Below are 16,181 nucleotides of genomic sequence, written 5' to 3'. Positions count from 1 at the left end.
CCGCGAGGTACCGCTCGCGGAACTGGCCAAGGACGCGTGGATCGGGCCCTACCCCGGCAATCCCTGCCACGAGGTGGTCGTCCAGGCCTGCGAGAACGCCGGATTCCGGCCCCGTCTCGAACACTCCTCGGACGACTTCCGCGCGGTCGTCGCCCTCGCCTCCGCCGACGCGGGCGTGGCCCTCGTACCGCGCTCGGCGCTGCGCGGCATGGACCTGACGGGGGTGGTCGTGAGCCCGGTCGACGGGGTCGCGCCCACGCGGCGGGTCTTCGCGGCCGTACGCAGGGGAGCGGAGGAACACCCGCTGATCCGGCCGGTGCTGGACGCGCTCGGCAGCGCCGCGCGGGTGTAGCCGTGCCTTCAGTGGGCGATCGCGGGTGATTGTCAGTGGCATTGGCTACCGTGCGTCGCATGTTGGAAGCCGAAGACGTACGCCGTATCTCCCTGTCCCTCCCGGACACCACGGAGAAGATCGCCTGGAGCATGCCCACGTTCCGGGTCGCGGAGAAGATGTTCGCCACCCTGCCCGAGGACGAGACCTCCATCGCGGTGCGCTGCCCGAAGGACGAACGCGACGAACTGGTCCTGGCCGAGCCGGAGAAGTTCTGGATCGCCGACCATGAGGCGGGCTTCGCCTGGGTGAGAGTGCGTCTCGCCGCGCTGGAGGACGAGGACGAACTGCGCGACATCCTCGCCGACTCCTGGCGCCAGGCGGCCCCGCCCCGACTGGTGGACGCCTACCCGGAGTTGGGCAGACCGCCCGTCGGCTGAGCCGGAACGGGCGGGCTCAGGCCACGAACCCCGGGATCCGCTCCCGGAGCGTTTGTGCGTCGAGTCCGTGTGCGGCGATGTGCTCGTGGACCTCCCCGTACTTGCGGAGTTCGCGGCGGCCCACGCCCAGGCCCAGCACCCGGTGGGGCACATCGGCGAGCGCGTCGTTCACGACGGCCGTCGACGTGCCCGCCAGGTACGGCTCGACGAGGACGACGTCGGTGCCCGCCGCCTCCGTGGCCCGGCGCAGCGCGGCCGTGTCGAAGGGCCGTACGGTCGTCGCGTACAGGACGGTGACGTCGAGCCCTTCCGTGGCGGCCAGCACCGCGTCGAGCATCGTCCCGACGGCGATCACGACACCGGAGCGGCCCTCGCGGACGGTGCGGAACCGTGCCCCGTCGACCGCGAGCCCCTCGGCGTTGGACTGCGCGGACAGCCGTACGTACACCTTGTCGTCGCCGGCTGCGACAGCGTGCCGCAGCAGCGTCTCGGCCTCGTCGGGGTGGCCCGGCACATGGACGGTCCAGCCGTCCAGCGTGTCGAGCAGGGCCACGTCACCAGGGGCCATGTGCGTGTAGCCGCCCGCCGGCCAGTCGAAGGAGGCGGCGGCGCTGACGAGCACGGCGCCGACGTCCTGATGCCCGAGGTCCAGCTTGACCTGCTCGAAGGGCCGCTCGACGAGGAAGCTCGCGAAGGTGTGCAGGACGGGGCGCATACCGGTGAGCGCCAGACCCGCGCCCGCGCCGACGAGCAGTTGCTCACGGATGCCGACGTTGATCACCCGGTCGGGATGCCGGGCCTGTGCCTCGGTGAACGCCGCCGCGCCGATCTCGGCGAGTACGAGGGCGACGCGCGCGTCCTCGTCGAGCAGCCGGGAGACGACGGGGGCGAAGCGGTCACGCATGGTGTCCATGGGGAGAACGGTTCCCTTCCGATGGGTCCGATTGGTTGAAGTGTTCGATTGGTTGAAGTGGTGGACGTATGTTCAGTCGGTCTTCGGTTCGACCCGTGCCACGACCACGTGCGGGCGGCCGGGATGCGGCGTGGTGAAGGCGGCGTACAGGGCCTCGTGGTCACGCCCGTCCACCGTTGCCGTGGACCAGCCCGCGGCCTCGAAGCGGGCGGCGATTCCGCCGGGCCGGGCATGACTGGCGGACGAGTTGTCGACGACGACGGTGTGCAGGCGGTCCAGGCCGGCGGGACCGGCGAAGGCGATCGCCTCGTGATTGCTGCCCTCGTCGAGTTCTGCGTCGCCGGTCAGCACCCACACCGCGGGCCCGCCGAGCCCCTGGGCGCGCAGCCCGAGCGCCGTACCGACGGCGATCGGCAGCCCGTGCCCGAGCGAGCCGCTGCCGATCTCGGCCCCCGGCACCAGCACCCGGTCGGGGTGGTGGCCCAGCGGGGAGTCGTACGAGCCGAAGCCCGGCAGCAGGTCCACGGGCAGGAACCCCTTGGCGGCGAGCACCGCGTAGTACGCCATGGGCCCGTGCCCCTTGGACAGCAGGAAGCGGTCCCGCCCGGGGTCCGACATCCGGTCCGGGCCGACCCGCAGGACCCGGTCGTAGAGCACCCAGAGCACGTCCAGCGTGGAGGTCGCCGCCGGCCCGTGCTTCTCGTCGCCGGTCATCAGACCCATGAGGCCGGACAGCTCGCCGTATCCGTATCCGTATCCGTATCCGTATCCGTATGCGCGGCCGTGGGCCGCAGCGATCGTCGTCATGCGGTCGATCGTGCGACCTCGACCAAACTTGAGGTCAAGGTCCGGCGGCCCGAATACCGGCGCGAACAAAGGCGTGCGCGACCACCGACCCGAGTGCGGTATTGTTTCCATGCGTGTTCGGCCAAGGGGAAACCCCAGGTCAGACGGCATCGGGACGTGGCGCAGCTTGGTAGCGCACTTGACTGGGGGTCAAGGGGTCGCAGGTTCAAATCCTGTCGTCCCGACTGGAGACAGTCGCAGGTCAGGGCCGGTTTCGGAGAAATCCGAAACCGGCCCTCGACCGTTTTTGGGGGACCGGAGAGGGACCAGAGGGGGACCAGAAGCAGTGGGCCGGCTCCGGGCCTTCGACGGCATCGGATGGGCGAATGTCGGCACACGAGGTGTCGAAGGCGCGGCACCCCGGCTACATTCCGCGGCCGGCGTGGAATCACTCCCCGGTGAACCTCGACAGGGCTTTCTCACGACGGCAGACGGAACGGGGCTACGACCGCGCCCGTAGGTGGAGGGGGCGCAAAGGCCGCTGGTATTTTCCCCTCCTCTGCCTGACCTTGCTGGGGGCGCTCGTCCTGGTGTGTCTGGTGGTCATGTCCGTGGTCACGCTGAGTGTCGAGGACTGGTCCTGGTCGCCCGTCCAGTGGGCCGGTCAGCAGTGCGAGAAGAGCTCGAAGTCGTGCGACATCCTGCAAAGCGTCTTCATGCCGTTTCTCACGCTGGCGCTGGCCACGGTCGCGTACCTCCTCTTCCGGTTCACTCTTGTGAGCAGGGCCTACCTCAGGAAGGCCGTGGAAGCTCCACAGGATCTGGTGGAAACGGCGGGCGGCATCTTCGGCCGCGTGGTCGGCCGCGACCAACTGTGCGAGGTTCTCATGGAGGACCTGTGGGACAGCCGATTTCGCCGCGCCCACGTTGTCATCGGCGGGGTCGGTACCGGCAAGACCGCGCTGCTTGTCCTGCTGACGGAGCAACTGGCGAGTCGGGGCGCCGTGCCGGTCCCGTTGCGGCTGCGCGGCAGTGCGAGTGACCTGGACTTCCGGCAGATGGCGTTCGAACGCTTCTGCCGAGAGGTACAGGGACACATTCGCTCCAGCGGCGAGGCGGAGAAGGTGTGGCGACGGCTGTGCCAGCAGGGGCGCATCGTGGTCCTGGCGGACGGACTCGAGGACGCCCTGTTGGGCGAGGAGCTGGCCCAGCAGCGCGACACCGTCATCAGGCTGGCCATCCGTCGCGCCAACGACGAGCGCCTGCCGTTGATCGTCACGTCGCGTCCGCACGACTCGCTGCGTGGGCTGGACGCGTCGCTGACCGCTCTTGAGCCGCTGAGCGAGGAGGCGGCCCTCACCTATATCTCCTCCGGCACAGCGACAGAGGACCGCCAGCGGCTCGACTGGATCGTTGAGAAGGCCGGCATCGCCGAGGCCCCGACCTATCTCCAGGTCGCCCACGATCTCCACGAGCACGGCCTGCTCGAGCGCGCTCTCACCGGCCACTTCGGCGAAGAGGGCGTGGAAACCCGTGGGGCCGATCGGGCGGCGCTCCGCTTCCATCTGCTCGACACCTGGCTCCTCGCCCTTGTCACCGGACGCCTGATGCCCGAGATCACGCTCGGCCAGGACGAGCGCCAGGCCACGCTCGACTACCTTTCCGCGCTTGCCTGCGTGGGTTTGGCCGACGATTCCTCCGAAGCCGGCTTCGCCGACGCCGTTCATGAGCAGGACCCCTCGTGGTCCCGCTTCCCGGAGATCGTCCGTGAGCTGGCCCGGCGCGTTCAGGGCAGCCGGCTGGACGTCCGCCTCGCCGCTCACTGGGGCATGCGCATGGGCCTGGTCGAACTCGTCAACGGGGACCAGGTCCGATTCCAGCACAGCGTGGTCCAGGCACACCTCGGTGCCCGGTTCCTCAACGCCGTGATCCATCCGGACATCCCCGGAGAGCCGACGCCGGGCTGGTACTTCCCGGCGGCCCTGGAGAACCCGGGACGGGAACTGCTGATCGCCCTGGTGCTCCATTCCCGCACACTGGACGGGTCCTGCCCGCACGGAGAGGCCCACGCGGACAGCGATGCCTGGTGCCCCGTGTCCGCCGCGCGCGATCTCCTCCTGCGCGCGGCCTGCCGGGCACAGGCGCGCAGGGACGGCAGGCCGGACGCCCCGCCCGGCGACCCGGCGGATCCACAGCAGGTGTTCGGCCGCACCCTGCACACCAAGGCGATTCAGATGTACGCCGCGGCGCTGGAGATCGACAGCGTCGACGCCGAACCCCAGCAGCACCGGATCGCCATGGAGCTGACGACGTCCTGGTCGGATCTGCGCGCCCACGACCCGGACACCCTGGTGGCGGCGAAGACACTCCTCGTCTCCCGCTTCGGTGAGGCCATGCGTACCGTGGCCGCCCGAAAGACCATGCGACCCGCGTACCCCGAACTCTTCGAGATCGCACGCCTCGAACAGTCGTACCGCGTACGCCTGGCCGTCGCACAGGAGATCGGGGCGGGAGGCGACAACGCCTTCGAGGTCCTGGAGCCCCGCCTGCGCGGACCGGAACTCGTCCAGGAACCGCCGATGGAACGCGAATCGGAGTGGATGGTCGACCTCTGGGAAAGCCAGCAGCCCGAGGCCGTCCTCGAACAGGAGAGCAGAGAGCACCGCAGGAGCGAGAGCAACGTCGAGCGATTCCGGCGGGAAACACGGGAACGTCAGGCACAACGGCGCGACACACTCCGGCGCGAAGCGGAGGAACGGGAGGAGGAGGAACGGAAATGGCGGGACAACACCCTGTGCGCCTGGCTGGTCCCCCTGCTCGTAGGGTCCGTCACCACCCGCCGCCACAACAACACCCCCTACGAGATCCTGGAAAGCTGGGTACGACGGGTGGGCGCCCCTGACGCGAACGGCGCGTCCGCCCTCGACCTCTCGCTGGAGATCGCCCTCGCCCAGGGCTTCAAGTACGCCGCCAACCGCCGCCACCGGCACCCGCACGCCCGCCCACAAGCACGTGAGTACCTCAGCGAGCAGGCATGGGACATGCTCAAACGCGCCCGGTTCTGGTTCACCCGCCTCACCCTGCTGCACGCGCTCACCCTGTGGGACCTCCCCGACCACGCCACGACGACCCCTCTCCCCGGAGAACATGGCGCCGACCCCACGCAGCAGGTCCGCCAGTGGCTCGCCCTGCCGGAGGCGACACCGCAGCACCCGTTCGTCGAGGCGGCCGCCGAGCTGTGCGTCCAGGCCCTGAGGTCCCGCCGGCCGGAGCGATTCCTGTGGATCGACGAATCCGGTGTGGCCGCCGTCGTCGGTTCGCAGACAGCCGCAGGCGGAGGAGCACGCAAGCACCAGCTGTGGATCCCGCCCTCCGCCGGATGGAGCAGCCTGCATCCACGTGCCCAGCAGCTCCTCGCCGACACCATGCTGCTGCTCAACCTCGCGGAACGCGGGGAATGGCCCCAGGACCGGGCGCGACGACTGCGCCACACCGCCCGGCCGGACCTGCCCCCATGTCTGACCCGGGACCGCCGCCCGCTCGACCCGAGCCGCTCCGCCTTGAGCACCGCCGCTTCCCAAGCCGGGTCCAACTGCCGCGACGACTGCGCGTTCGAACTGTGCCCCTATCCGCCAAAGGGGCTGGACAGCCAGCGCGTTGAACTGAGCGAAGCCTTCTGCCGGGCGCAGCTCACCCTGCTGTCACGCTCCCGCTCCCTCCTCCATCCCGAAGCCCCGTGGCAGCGGTACACGGATCTGGCCGAACTGAGACGGTTCTGGGAACAGATGGGGCAGCGAGCACAGAACGGCCCGCGCAACTGATCACATCACTGGTCAAGTTGACGGGTCCTCACGATCGGCCCAGGTTATAGTTGATATGTCAAGTAGTTTCCAGCGATTCGGTCGTTCCCGATCTGTTGGACATGAGAAACGGGGTAGTTGTTGTTCCGCCGAATAATCGCCGCAGTGGCGATCATGGCGGGGCTGGCAACGGCACTTGTCGTTCCGGCCTCCGCCACCGATTTCCCTCCGGCCAGCACGCACTTGGTCTCCTGGAACATGCAGGGGTCCAATAACAAGGCGAAGACCGGCAGCAAGTGGACCAACACGGTCGTGCAGCTGTCGCAGCAGTCGCCGATCCTGATGCTTCAGGAGGTCGGCCCGGAGCCACCTCCGAACAGCGACGCACAGGCTTCCCAGACCTTCACCACGACCGACCAAGCGGGCGTCCAGCATCAGTACACCGTGCTGCACAACAGGTGGAGCGTCAACAGCGCTACCCGCGCCCCCTACCCGACCCGTGAGGTCTACTACCTGCAGACCGCCGACGACGCGACCAACCCGCGTCGGATCGGCGGCCGGGTCAACATCGCGCTCGTCCTGCGCGACACGCCCGACGAACTGATCGTCGTCGGCAACCCGGTCGACGCCGGCCGGAACGCGCTCGGGGCGCGGTTCGGCAACGAGTGGTACTTCACCTTCCACGGTCTGTCCGGGGGCGGCGGTGACTCCGGGCCGATGATGAGGGCCATCAACGACCAGATCAGCGCCCTCGCGGCCCAGCGTGGCGCGACCTACAACGCGACGGTCGGTGGCGACTTCAACGTCGACCCGGACGACCTCGGCCAGCGGGCGAGCTTCCCGTCGCGGGACATGCGGATCCACAGCTCGGGTCTGGCGACCCACGTCCATGGAAGTGAGCTGGACTACTTCGTCACCACCCACCAGACCTTCGATCTGCCTGTCTCGGTCACCGGCGAGGGCACCTCCGACCACTGGCCTGTCCGGGCCAACCGGCTCAGAGCGGCCGGGCCCACTCCGTCGCCCGCCGCCAACCCGGACATCGAAGAGCTCCGGGTGATGGCGGCCGGTGACGGGATCACAGCCGGTGTGAACAGCACCGACGAGACCGGCTTCCGGGGCTACCTGGACACCATCGTGAAGGGTCTGGACACCCTTGCGGTGCTCGGTGTCGGAACGGCGGCCACTCTCATCTTCAAGCGCACGGACTTCGTCGGTGAGCTGAAGAACGGCAAGCGCGGCGACCCCGACCACATGGGCTTCGACGGCAAGGGCATCGACGACATCAAGGCCCAGACGATCCCCGCGTTGCAGACGCTGCGGCCGAACATGATGACCCTGGTCGCGGGCACGGCCGACCTGACCGGTGGTGCCGACGGTGCGGCGACGGCCGAGAAGATGCGGGGCTTCGTGGACGCGATCCACCGGACCTCGCCGACGACCACGGTCCTGCTCGGGACCCTGCCGCCGTCGACGAACCCGACGTACCAGGCCCGGATCGACGCCTACAACGACGCGCTCCGCACGATGGCCTACGCCAAGATCCAGGCCGGCGCACGGCTGGTGCTGGTCGACCTGGGCGCGGTCGGTCCGGAGGACATCACCAACGAGATCTACCCGACCGACGCCGGCTACAAGAAGATCGCGGAAGCCTTCGGCGAAGGCACTCGGATCGCGCTCCTGCAGGGCCTGATCAGCAACCGCTCGTACGTCTGGAAGCCGATCGGCAAGATCCGGGACGCCGCAGCGACCGGCTCGAAGATCGCCTTCCCCGACCTGAACGGCGACGGCAAGGCCGACTACGCGGTGGTCGGTACGGACGGCAAGGTCACCGGCTGGCGCAACGACGACCCGACCAAGGAAGCGGTCTCGCTGGGCGACATCAGCCCGGCCGACCGGGGGAACAACCCGAAGCTGGTCTACTTCGCCGACCTGGACGGCGACGGCAAGGACGACTACATCCGGATCCTGCCGGCGGCCGACTCGCCGACCGGTATCGCCGCGATGCGGATGTCGCGCAACACCAGCAGCGGCTCCACCATCAGCTGGGGCAGCGCGACGATCGTCGCGAACAACCTCGGCTACGAGCCGGAGCTGTACTTCACCGACCTCGACGGTGACGGCCGTGACGACCTGATCACGCTGGACCGGATGAGCTTCCCGACCGCCTGGCAGAACAAGGGCAAGGGAATGCCGACCGAGGGAGGCTGGACCAAGATCTCGGGTTTCGCCACTCCGGGTGAGGCGCGTGGCGCGCAGGTCGCCTTCGCCGACATCACCGGTGACGGCAAGGCCGACACGGTCCGGGTCGAGTTCACCACCGGTGAGGTCCGGGCCTGGCAGAACACCGGCTCTCCGTGGAGCGTCACCGCCGGCTGGAAGTCGCTGGGCGTGATCCGCAACGACGACCCGTTCCAGGGCACCTTCGGGACCTTCGCCGATCTGAACGGCGACGGGATCCAGGACTTCGCCGTGACCCGCTCCGGTACGACTACGACCACGACGGCGAAGACCAGCAACAGGGTGGCCGTCCAGTCGGCCGCGGCGAGTGGTGCCGGTGACATCGAGGGCTGGCTGGTGCCGAGCTACGGCGACGGCAGCCGCACCGACGGCGGCGCCGGCGATCTCGGTATCAACGGTGGTGTCGGTGACCCGATGGAGTCGCACCCCGGTGGCGACACCGGCGGTACACGGCCTGCCGCGTCCGGCGACTGCCGGCCGGAGGGCCTGGCGACCACGCCGGGCGTCGCGACGCCGTACTGCAAGGTCTACCAGAGCGACGGCCGGGAATGGCTCGGCGAGGGCCGGGGCCGCCGGGTCGTGGGCTACTTCAACGGCGGCCGCACGGGCGCCGACGGCACGCCGCACTACCTGGTGAAGAACATTCCGTGGTCGAAGGTGACCCACATCAACTACGCGTTCGCGTCGGTGGAGAACAACAAGATCAAGGTCGACTCGAACGCCACCCAGAAGGAGTGGCCCGGCGAGGTCGGCGCGGAGATGGATCCCTCGCTGCCCTACAAGGGGCACTTCAACCTGCTGACGAAGTACAAGCGCCTGCACCCGCGGGTGAAGACGCTGATCTCCGTCGGCGGCTGGGCGGGTACCGGTGGCTTCTACGCGATGACCACCAACGCCGACGGCTCGGTCAACCAGGGCGGGATCGACACGTTCGCCGGCTCGGTCGTGGACTTCCTGCGGACCTACGGGTTCGACGGTGTCGACATCGACTTCGAGTACCCCACGGTCCTCGAGGACACCGGCAATCCGGCCGACTGGGCGGTGTCGAACCCGCGTCGCAAGGGTCTGCCCACGACGTACGCAGCGTTGATGAAGACGCTGCGGGACTCGCTGAACCGGGCTTCCGTCGCGGACGGCAAGTACTACCTGCTCACCTCGGCGTCGTCGGCCTCCGGCTACCTGGCCCGCGGGATGGCGAACCAGCCCGCGCTGAAGTACCAGGACTTCACCAACCTGATGGCCTACGACTACCACGGCACCTGGAACGACGTCGTGGGTCCGAACGCGGCGCTGTTCGACGACGGCAAGGACCCGGAACTGGCCGACCAGTACGCCACCCCGGAGTACGGGAAGATCGGGTACTTCAACACCGACTGGGCGATGAAGTACATGCGCGGCGCGATGCAGGCCGGGCGCGTCAACATCGGTGTCCCCTACTACACGCGCGGCTGGCAGAACGTCACGGGCGGTACGAACGGTCTGTGGGGCAAGTCGCAGAAGCCGAACGGCTGCGAGCCGGGTACCGGCATCAAACGGCCGTGCGGTGACGGTGCCTTCGGCATCGACAACATCTGGCACGACGAGACCAGCAACGGCAGCGAGCTCGGCTCCGGGACGAACCCGCTGTGGCACACCAAGAACCTGGAGAAGAACATCACGCCGGTCTACGCCCCCAGCGTCGGGCTGAAGCCGCAGACCGACAGCACCGACCGGCGCACGGGCCAGTACGTCCGGTACTGGGACGACACCACGAAGACGTCGTGGCTGTGGAACGCCGAGAAGCAGGTGTTCCTGTCGACCGAGGACGAGCAGGGCATCGACGCGGTCACCGATCTGGTCAAGTCGACCGGCGCGGGCGGCGTGATGATGTGGGAGCTCGGCGGCGACTACTCCTGCCCGGCGGACGTCCAGCCGGACACCCCGTGCGGGATGGGGTACACGCTGACCACCCGGCTGAACGAGAAACTGGGCAACATCGGCGCCTACAACAACAGTCTGCGCGCCGGCACGGGTGGTGCCGGGCCGACGGTGACCGCCAACGTGAGCGTCGAGATGGTCAACTACCCGACCTCCACGGCGAACCTGTGGCCGTTGCAGCCGACCGTCCGGATCACCAACAACACCGGGCGCACGCTCGGCGGTGGCAAGGACACGAAGCTGTCGTTCGACATCCCGGCCTCGACGTCACCACTGGTCAAGGACGGCAACTGGCAGACCGGCGACCAAGGCGGCCAGTGGCAGCTGACGGCCGGTTCGACGTTCCACCGGGTCAGCACGACGCTGGACTACTGCCAGATCATCCCGGCCGGCAAGTCACTCGACCTGCCGATCATCTACTTCCTCCCGATCACCGGCCCGGTGAACACGAGTCTGTCGATCGGCGGTACGGCGTACGCACCGGTGACCGACAACCTCAAGGGACTCGGTACGGCGACCCCGCCGGCCGGTGGATGCAGTGCCGCGAACTGGGACGCGACCAAGATCTACTCCCCGGCGAGCCAGCCGATCGAGCAGACCACGGTCAAGTACAACGGCAAGGTCTGGAAGGCCAAGTGGGAGACGAAGGGCAGTGCCCCGGGCACCGGTGCCGACGCCGACCACGAGCCCTGGAAGCTGATCGGCAGCGCCGGCTGACCGTTCTCAGCCACCCGGCCCGACGCTCCACGCCTTGATCAAACAACTCAAACAGCCGGAGAGTGCTTCTGACCCGTAACGACGGGACTTGTCCGGAGTCCTGTTGGCTGCACGGACAGAAGCACTCTCATTCGAAAGGTCCCCCACAGGCGAGAGTCTGTGGGGGACCTTTCGGCATGGGCAGGTCTACTCGGTCACCCAGGTGAGCCCGTCCTCCGAGGCCAGCAGTCCGCCGGGGTGCAACGGGGTCTCCTTCTCCAGTGGGCCGCCGAAGACACCGCGTTCCTGGAGGATCGTGCCCTCCTGGAAGACCTGGCGGATCGAGGCGGACTCGAACAGAGGGTTGCGCAGGCCGTCGGAGTCCGGGAGCCGGCCCACCGCGTGGTCGAGTTCCGCGGCGGAGGCGGTCAGCCGGGCACCTGCCTGTCCCGGCCCGGCGAGGGACGTGTCGCCGGAGGCCAGTCCGCCCACCAGTTCGACGAACGCCTCCATTTCCGTCGCGTCGACGTGGGTGACCTTGCGGGCCTTCCAGAAGTACGACCGTTCGTCCTGGTGCATGTCGTAGAAGGAGACCAGGAACTCGTGGAACAGGCCGTACTCGTGCCGGTAGCGTGCCTCGAACTCGTCGAAGAGACGGCCCTCGTCGAGGTCACCGGCCAGGCCGCTGTTGATGGAGCGGGCCGCGAGCAGGGCCCCGTACGTGGCGAGGTGCACTCCGGAGGACAGCACGGGGTCCACGAAGCACGCCGCGTCACCGACCAGCACCATGCCGGGCCGCCACAGCCGCGACTTCCAGTACGACCAGTCCTTGCGGACCCGCACCTGGTCGTACGGCGCCTCGGTGGCCTGCTCCACCCCGTCCAGGAGGTCCCGGACCTCCGGGCAGGAGTCGATGAGCCCGCGCCAGGCCGTCACCGGGTCCCCCTGGATCGCGGCGGCGTTGTCCCGGCCGACCACCGCGCCGACGCTGGTGAGGTCGTCACGGAGCGGGATGTACCAGAGCCAGCCCTCGTCGAAGGCGGCGCAGAAGATGTTGCCGTCGTTGGGCTTCGGGAGCCGCTCGCCGCCCGCGAAGTAGCCGAACACCGCGATGTTCCGGAAGAAGTCGGAGTACGTCCGACTGCCGCCGACCTCTCCGTGGATCCGGCTGCCGTTGCCGGACGCGTCCACGACGTAACGGGCCCGGGCCTCGCGGGTCTCCCCGGCGGGGCCCGTCCAGGAGACGCCCCTGACGCGCTCCTCGTCGCCGAGCACGCCCTTGACCCGGCAGTTCTCCCGGACGTCGACGCCGACCCGGCGGGCGTTGTCCAGCAGGATCGCGTCGAACCGGGACCGTTCGACCTGGTAGGCGAAGGAGGTCGGGTCGGCCAGCCGGGGGGACAGGGCGAAGGAGAACTGCCACGGGTCAGGATTCCGGCCCCAGCGGAAGGTCCCGCCGCGCTTCGTCTTGAAGCCGGCCCGCGCGACCTCCTCCTCGACGCCCAGGATGCGGCACACCCCGTGCACGGTGGAGGGGAGCAGCGACTCGCCGATCTGGTACCGGGGAAACGTCTGCTGCTCCAGCAGAAGGACGCGGTGACCCCGCAGGGCGACGGCCGTGGCGGCGGTCGACCCGGCCGGGCCACCGCCCACGACGATCACATCGAAGTCCTCGGTCTCCGCTGTCTCCTCGCTCTCCACCGTCTTCCCTGACTCGTGGTTCGGGTTCACCGCTCTCCTTCGGTTTCTGTTTCTGTGTTCGGCGCCGACCGGACACCCGTACGGCCGAGGGAATCGATCCAGGTGCGGACGGCCGCCGCAGTGGTGGGCGTGTGTTCCCGCATGAGCGACAAGTGGTCGCCGGGGACGTCGACCCGGGTGTGCGGCAGCGGCCACGAGGTGCGCCACTCGTCCGGAGCCGCGCCCGCCGCCATCGCGGGCGTCGGCCGGGTGGCCCGGACCAGCAGGGTGGGGGTGGCGACGGGCTCCGGTTCCCAGTCCATGAACATCCGGGTGTACGCGCCCAGCGCGGCCACCCCGGTGTCCTCGTCCCCCGTGAACCGGCTTCCGCCCAGGCGCGGCGCGATCACGGCGGGCAGGGACAGCAGCCACTCCTTGTCGCTGTTGCCTTCGTTGATGAGATACGTGTCGAGCAGCACCTGTCCGACGGGCGGGTGCCCCATGGCTTCGAGTCGCCGGGTCACCGCATGGGCGACCGCGCCCGCGGTGCTCACGCCGACGATCACGAAGGGCCGGTCGCCGACGTGCGCTCGCACCGTCTCCGCGTGTGTCCGGGCGAGCGTGTCCCGGTCGGCCGGCACGGCACGGCCCGCCCCGATACCGGGGTGCGGGAGTTCGAGGACGTCCAGTTCGCCCTGGAACTGGGCGTGGAATCCGGCGAACTCACCACCGGGGGCGGCGAAGGGCGGGTGGAAGCCGTTGAGGAAGACGAGTACCGGCCCGGCCTGGGATCCGTGGGCGCGCCGCAGCGGGGGCAGGGCGTGCTCCCGGCCGGTGTCCGGGCCGAAGGTCGGCAGCGCCCAGGAAGCCGTGACCAGCATGTGCATCGCCGCGACCGCCTGCCCGGCCTCGCAGACCCGCCGGTAGAGCGAGGAGAGCGTCTGCGCGGGCCGGTCCTCCGCCGTCCGGGCGGGCCTGTCCTCCGAGGGCGCGTGCTCCGGCTGCGGTACTGCCTCCGGTGCGACGTCGGGCAGGTCGTCCAGCAGACCCAGTACGTGGCGGGCCAGCCCCCGGGCCGTCGGGTGCTCGAACACCACGGCGGCGGGCAGCCGCAGCCGCAGGGCCATGCTCAGCCGGTTGCGGACCTGGACCGCCATCAGGGAGTCGAAGCCCAGTTCGGCGAAGGACTTGCCGGCCGGCAGCGCGTCGGCGTCCGGGTAGCCGAGAACCGTGGCCACGTCGGCGCGCATCAGCTCCGCGAGGGCGTCCTCCCGTCGGCCGGCGGGCAGCCCGGCCAGCACCTTGCGCCAGGCGCCCGGCTCCCAGACCTGCTCTGCACCGGGCGAGGAGCCGTCACCGGTGCCCTCCCCGGTCCCGGCGGCCGGTCTGCGGGGCGGCACGAGTCCGCGCAGCGGCGGCGGCAGGACCCCCTGGGCGGACCTGAGTGCCGCCCGGTCCAGCAGTACCGGCGCCAGCACGGGTCCGCCCGCGCGCAGCGCCGCGTCGAAGAGGGCCAGGCCCTGCTCCACGGAGAGCGCCCGGAGCACCTCACCGGCCGACCGGTGCGGGGCCTCTGCGGCCCTATCGGCCCTGTCGCTCCTGTCAGCCCTATCGGCCGCACCGGCCGCTCCGGCCATGCCGGCCGCTCCGGCCATGCCGGCCCCGTGGTCCCACGGTCCCCAGGCCAAGGACACGGCGGGCAGCCCCAGTTGGGAGCGGTGCCGGGCCAGGGCGTCCAGGAAGGCGTTCGCCGCCGCGTAGTTGCCCTGGCCGACCCGGCCCAGCAGGCCGGACACCGAGGAGAACAGGACGAACGCCGACAGGTCCAGGTCCCGGGTCAGCTCGTGCAGATGCCAGGCCGCGTCCGCCTTCGGCAGCAGCACGGCCGCCATCCGCTCCGGTGTCAGCGCGGCGAGGACACCGTCGTCCAGGACCCCCGCCGCATGCACCACGGCGGTCAGCGCGGGCGAGCACTTCTTGATCACCTCGGCCAGCGAGGCGCGGTCGGCCGCGTCACAGGCCACGATCCTTACCTCGGCGCCCAACTCCTCCAGTGTGACGCGCAGTTCCCCGGCGTTCGGCGCCTGGGGCCCCTGCCGACCGGTGAGCAGCAGGTGCCGTACGCCATGGGCGGTCACGAGATGGCGGGCGACCTCCGCGCCGAGCGCGCCGGTACCGCCGGTGATCAGGACCGTGCCGTCGGGCCCGAAGCTGCCACCCCCGGCCGAGAGTTCATCGGCGGCGACCAGACGAGGTACCGTCAAATGCCCGTTCCGCACGGAGAGTTGGCCCTCGTCGCCGACAGTCGCGGCGGGGAGCAGCCGCAGTGATTCCGGCCGCCCGTCCACATCGACGAGGACGACACGTCCGGGCAGCTCCGTCTGTGCGGCACGCACCAGCCCCCACACGGCGGCCCCGGCCGGATCCGGCTCGGGCGCGGTCGCGTTCCGCGTCAGCACGACCAGACGGGAGCCCGCCGTCGACGGGTCGTCCTGCCAGTCCTGGAGGGTACGCAGCACCCTGCCGGTCAGCCGGTGCACTGCGGGGAGCGGATCGTCGTCCGCCTCCGGGCCGCCGTCGACGGCCGTGACGACGACGGTGTCCGGTTCGGGGGCGTCGGTTCCCACGAGGTCGGGGAGTGCCCCGCGCAGGTCGAGCGCGTCCGGGCCGACCAGTGCCCAGCGTCCGCCGGTCACGGGTCGCCGCCCGCCCTCCGGCTTCTCCACGCGGGTCCACTCGACGCGCAGCAGGGCCCGGCGCACGGCGTCGGCCGTCGATTCGACCGTCTCGGCGGGGAGTTCACGGGTGGTCATGGAGTCCACGTGCGCCACCGGGCGTCCCGACGGGTCGGTCAGGGTGACCGTGACCGAGTCCGTCCCGCTCGGGGCGATCCGTACGCGGACCTCCGACGCACCCGTCGCGTACAGACGTACGCCGTTCCACGCGAACGGCACCCGGACCGTGCCGGAGCCGGGAGCCGGGCCCGCGAGCATCGGGGCGTGCAGGGCCGCGTCCAGCAGCGCCGGATGGAGCCCGAACCGGCCGGCGTGCGCCGACTCCGCCTCGGGCAGGCGGACGTCCGCGAACATCTCGTCGCCGCGCCGCCAGACCGCCCGTACGCCCCGGAATGCCGGGCCGTAGAAGAGGCCGGCCTCCGCGAGGCCGTCGTACGCGTCGGCGATGTCGACCTCGGTCGCGTCCCGCGGCGGCCACACCGTCGCTTCCGTCCCGGGCGGGGTGGTGGTGTCCGTGCGGCCCAGGGCGCCTGTCGCGTGCCGGGTCCAGTCGGTCTCGGAGTCGTCCGTGGCGGGCCGGGCGTGGATGTCGACCGGGCGCCGGCCGGAGTCGTCCGCCGGGCCCACGACGACCCGGACGTG

General features: G+C 70.1%; 8 protein-coding genes and 1 tRNA gene. 5 read left to right on the top strand and 4 right to left on the bottom strand.

Annotated features, from left to right (window positions below):
• Both AOK08_RS20045 and AOK08_RS20040 read left to right on the top strand, forming a co-directional pair.
• The coding region (locus AOK08_RS20045) for a LysR substrate-binding domain-containing protein (protein WP_241827018.1) at positions 1-352 on the top strand (352 nt) is incomplete at its 5' end.
• 59 nt (positions 353-411) lie between these two features.
• The gene (locus AOK08_RS20040; protein ID WP_055527771.1) at positions 412-771 is read left to right on the top strand and encodes an MmcQ/YjbR family DNA-binding protein; all 360 of its coding nucleotides are present in this window, start codon (positions 412-414) and stop codon (positions 769-771) included.
• Positions 772-787: 16 nt separating this feature from the next.
• Here AOK08_RS20040 and AOK08_RS20035 read toward each other — a convergent pair whose 3' ends face one another.
• Both AOK08_RS20035 and AOK08_RS20030 read right to left on the bottom strand, forming a co-directional pair.
• A complete protein-coding gene (locus AOK08_RS20035; protein WP_055527768.1) occupies positions 788-1,684 on the bottom strand; it encodes a transketolase family protein in 897 nt (298 codons plus the stop codon).
• Positions 1,685-1,756: 72 nt separating this feature from the next.
• Complete coding sequence (locus AOK08_RS20030; protein ID WP_107100996.1) at positions 1,757-2,407, bottom strand: thiamine pyrophosphate-dependent enzyme; 651 nt, start codon at positions 2,405-2,407, stop codon at positions 1,757-1,759.
• Between the two features lie 234 nt (positions 2,408-2,641).
• Here AOK08_RS20030 and AOK08_RS20025 point away from each other — a divergent pair.
• The 3 genes from AOK08_RS20025 to AOK08_RS43365 all read left to right on the top strand — a co-directional run bounded on the left by AOK08_RS20025 (position 2,642) and on the right by AOK08_RS43365 (position 11,145).
• Positions 2,642-2,715 (top strand) — tRNA-Pro (locus tag AOK08_RS20025).
• Positions 2,716-3,039: 324 nt separating this feature from the next.
• On the top strand, positions 3,040-6,291 hold the full coding sequence (locus AOK08_RS20020; RefSeq protein WP_241827017.1) for an ATP-binding protein: 3,252 nt from the start codon (positions 3,040-3,042) through the stop codon (positions 6,289-6,291).
• A gap of 237 nt (positions 6,292-6,528) precedes the next feature.
• On the top strand, positions 6,529-11,145 hold the full coding sequence (locus tag AOK08_RS43365) for a glycosyl hydrolase family 18 protein (RefSeq protein ID WP_198539315.1): 4,617 nt from the start codon (positions 6,529-6,531) through the stop codon (positions 11,143-11,145).
• A gap of 186 nt (positions 11,146-11,331) precedes the next feature.
• Here the strand turns inward: AOK08_RS43365 and AOK08_RS20010 are convergent, their stop codons facing one another.
• Together AOK08_RS20010 and AOK08_RS20005 are read right to left on the bottom strand one after the other, a co-directional pair.
• Positions 11,332-12,855, bottom strand: coding sequence for a tryptophan 7-halogenase (locus tag AOK08_RS20010; protein ID WP_055527763.1), 1,524 nt, complete (start codon positions 12,853-12,855; stop codon positions 11,332-11,334).
• Positions 12,852-16,181 (bottom strand): type I polyketide synthase (locus AOK08_RS20005; protein ID WP_157876734.1); only part of this gene is annotated, 3,330 nt, incomplete at its 5' end. The genes AOK08_RS20005 and AOK08_RS20010, both read right to left, overlap by 4 nt.

This window comes from Streptomyces graminilatus (genome assembly GCF_001418565.1).
Classification (GTDB): domain Bacteria; phylum Actinomycetota; class Actinomycetes; order Streptomycetales; family Streptomycetaceae; genus Streptomyces; species Streptomyces graminilatus.
Note: the sequence above shows the minus strand (reverse complement) of the source record. Positions and strands in the feature narration are given on the sequence as shown.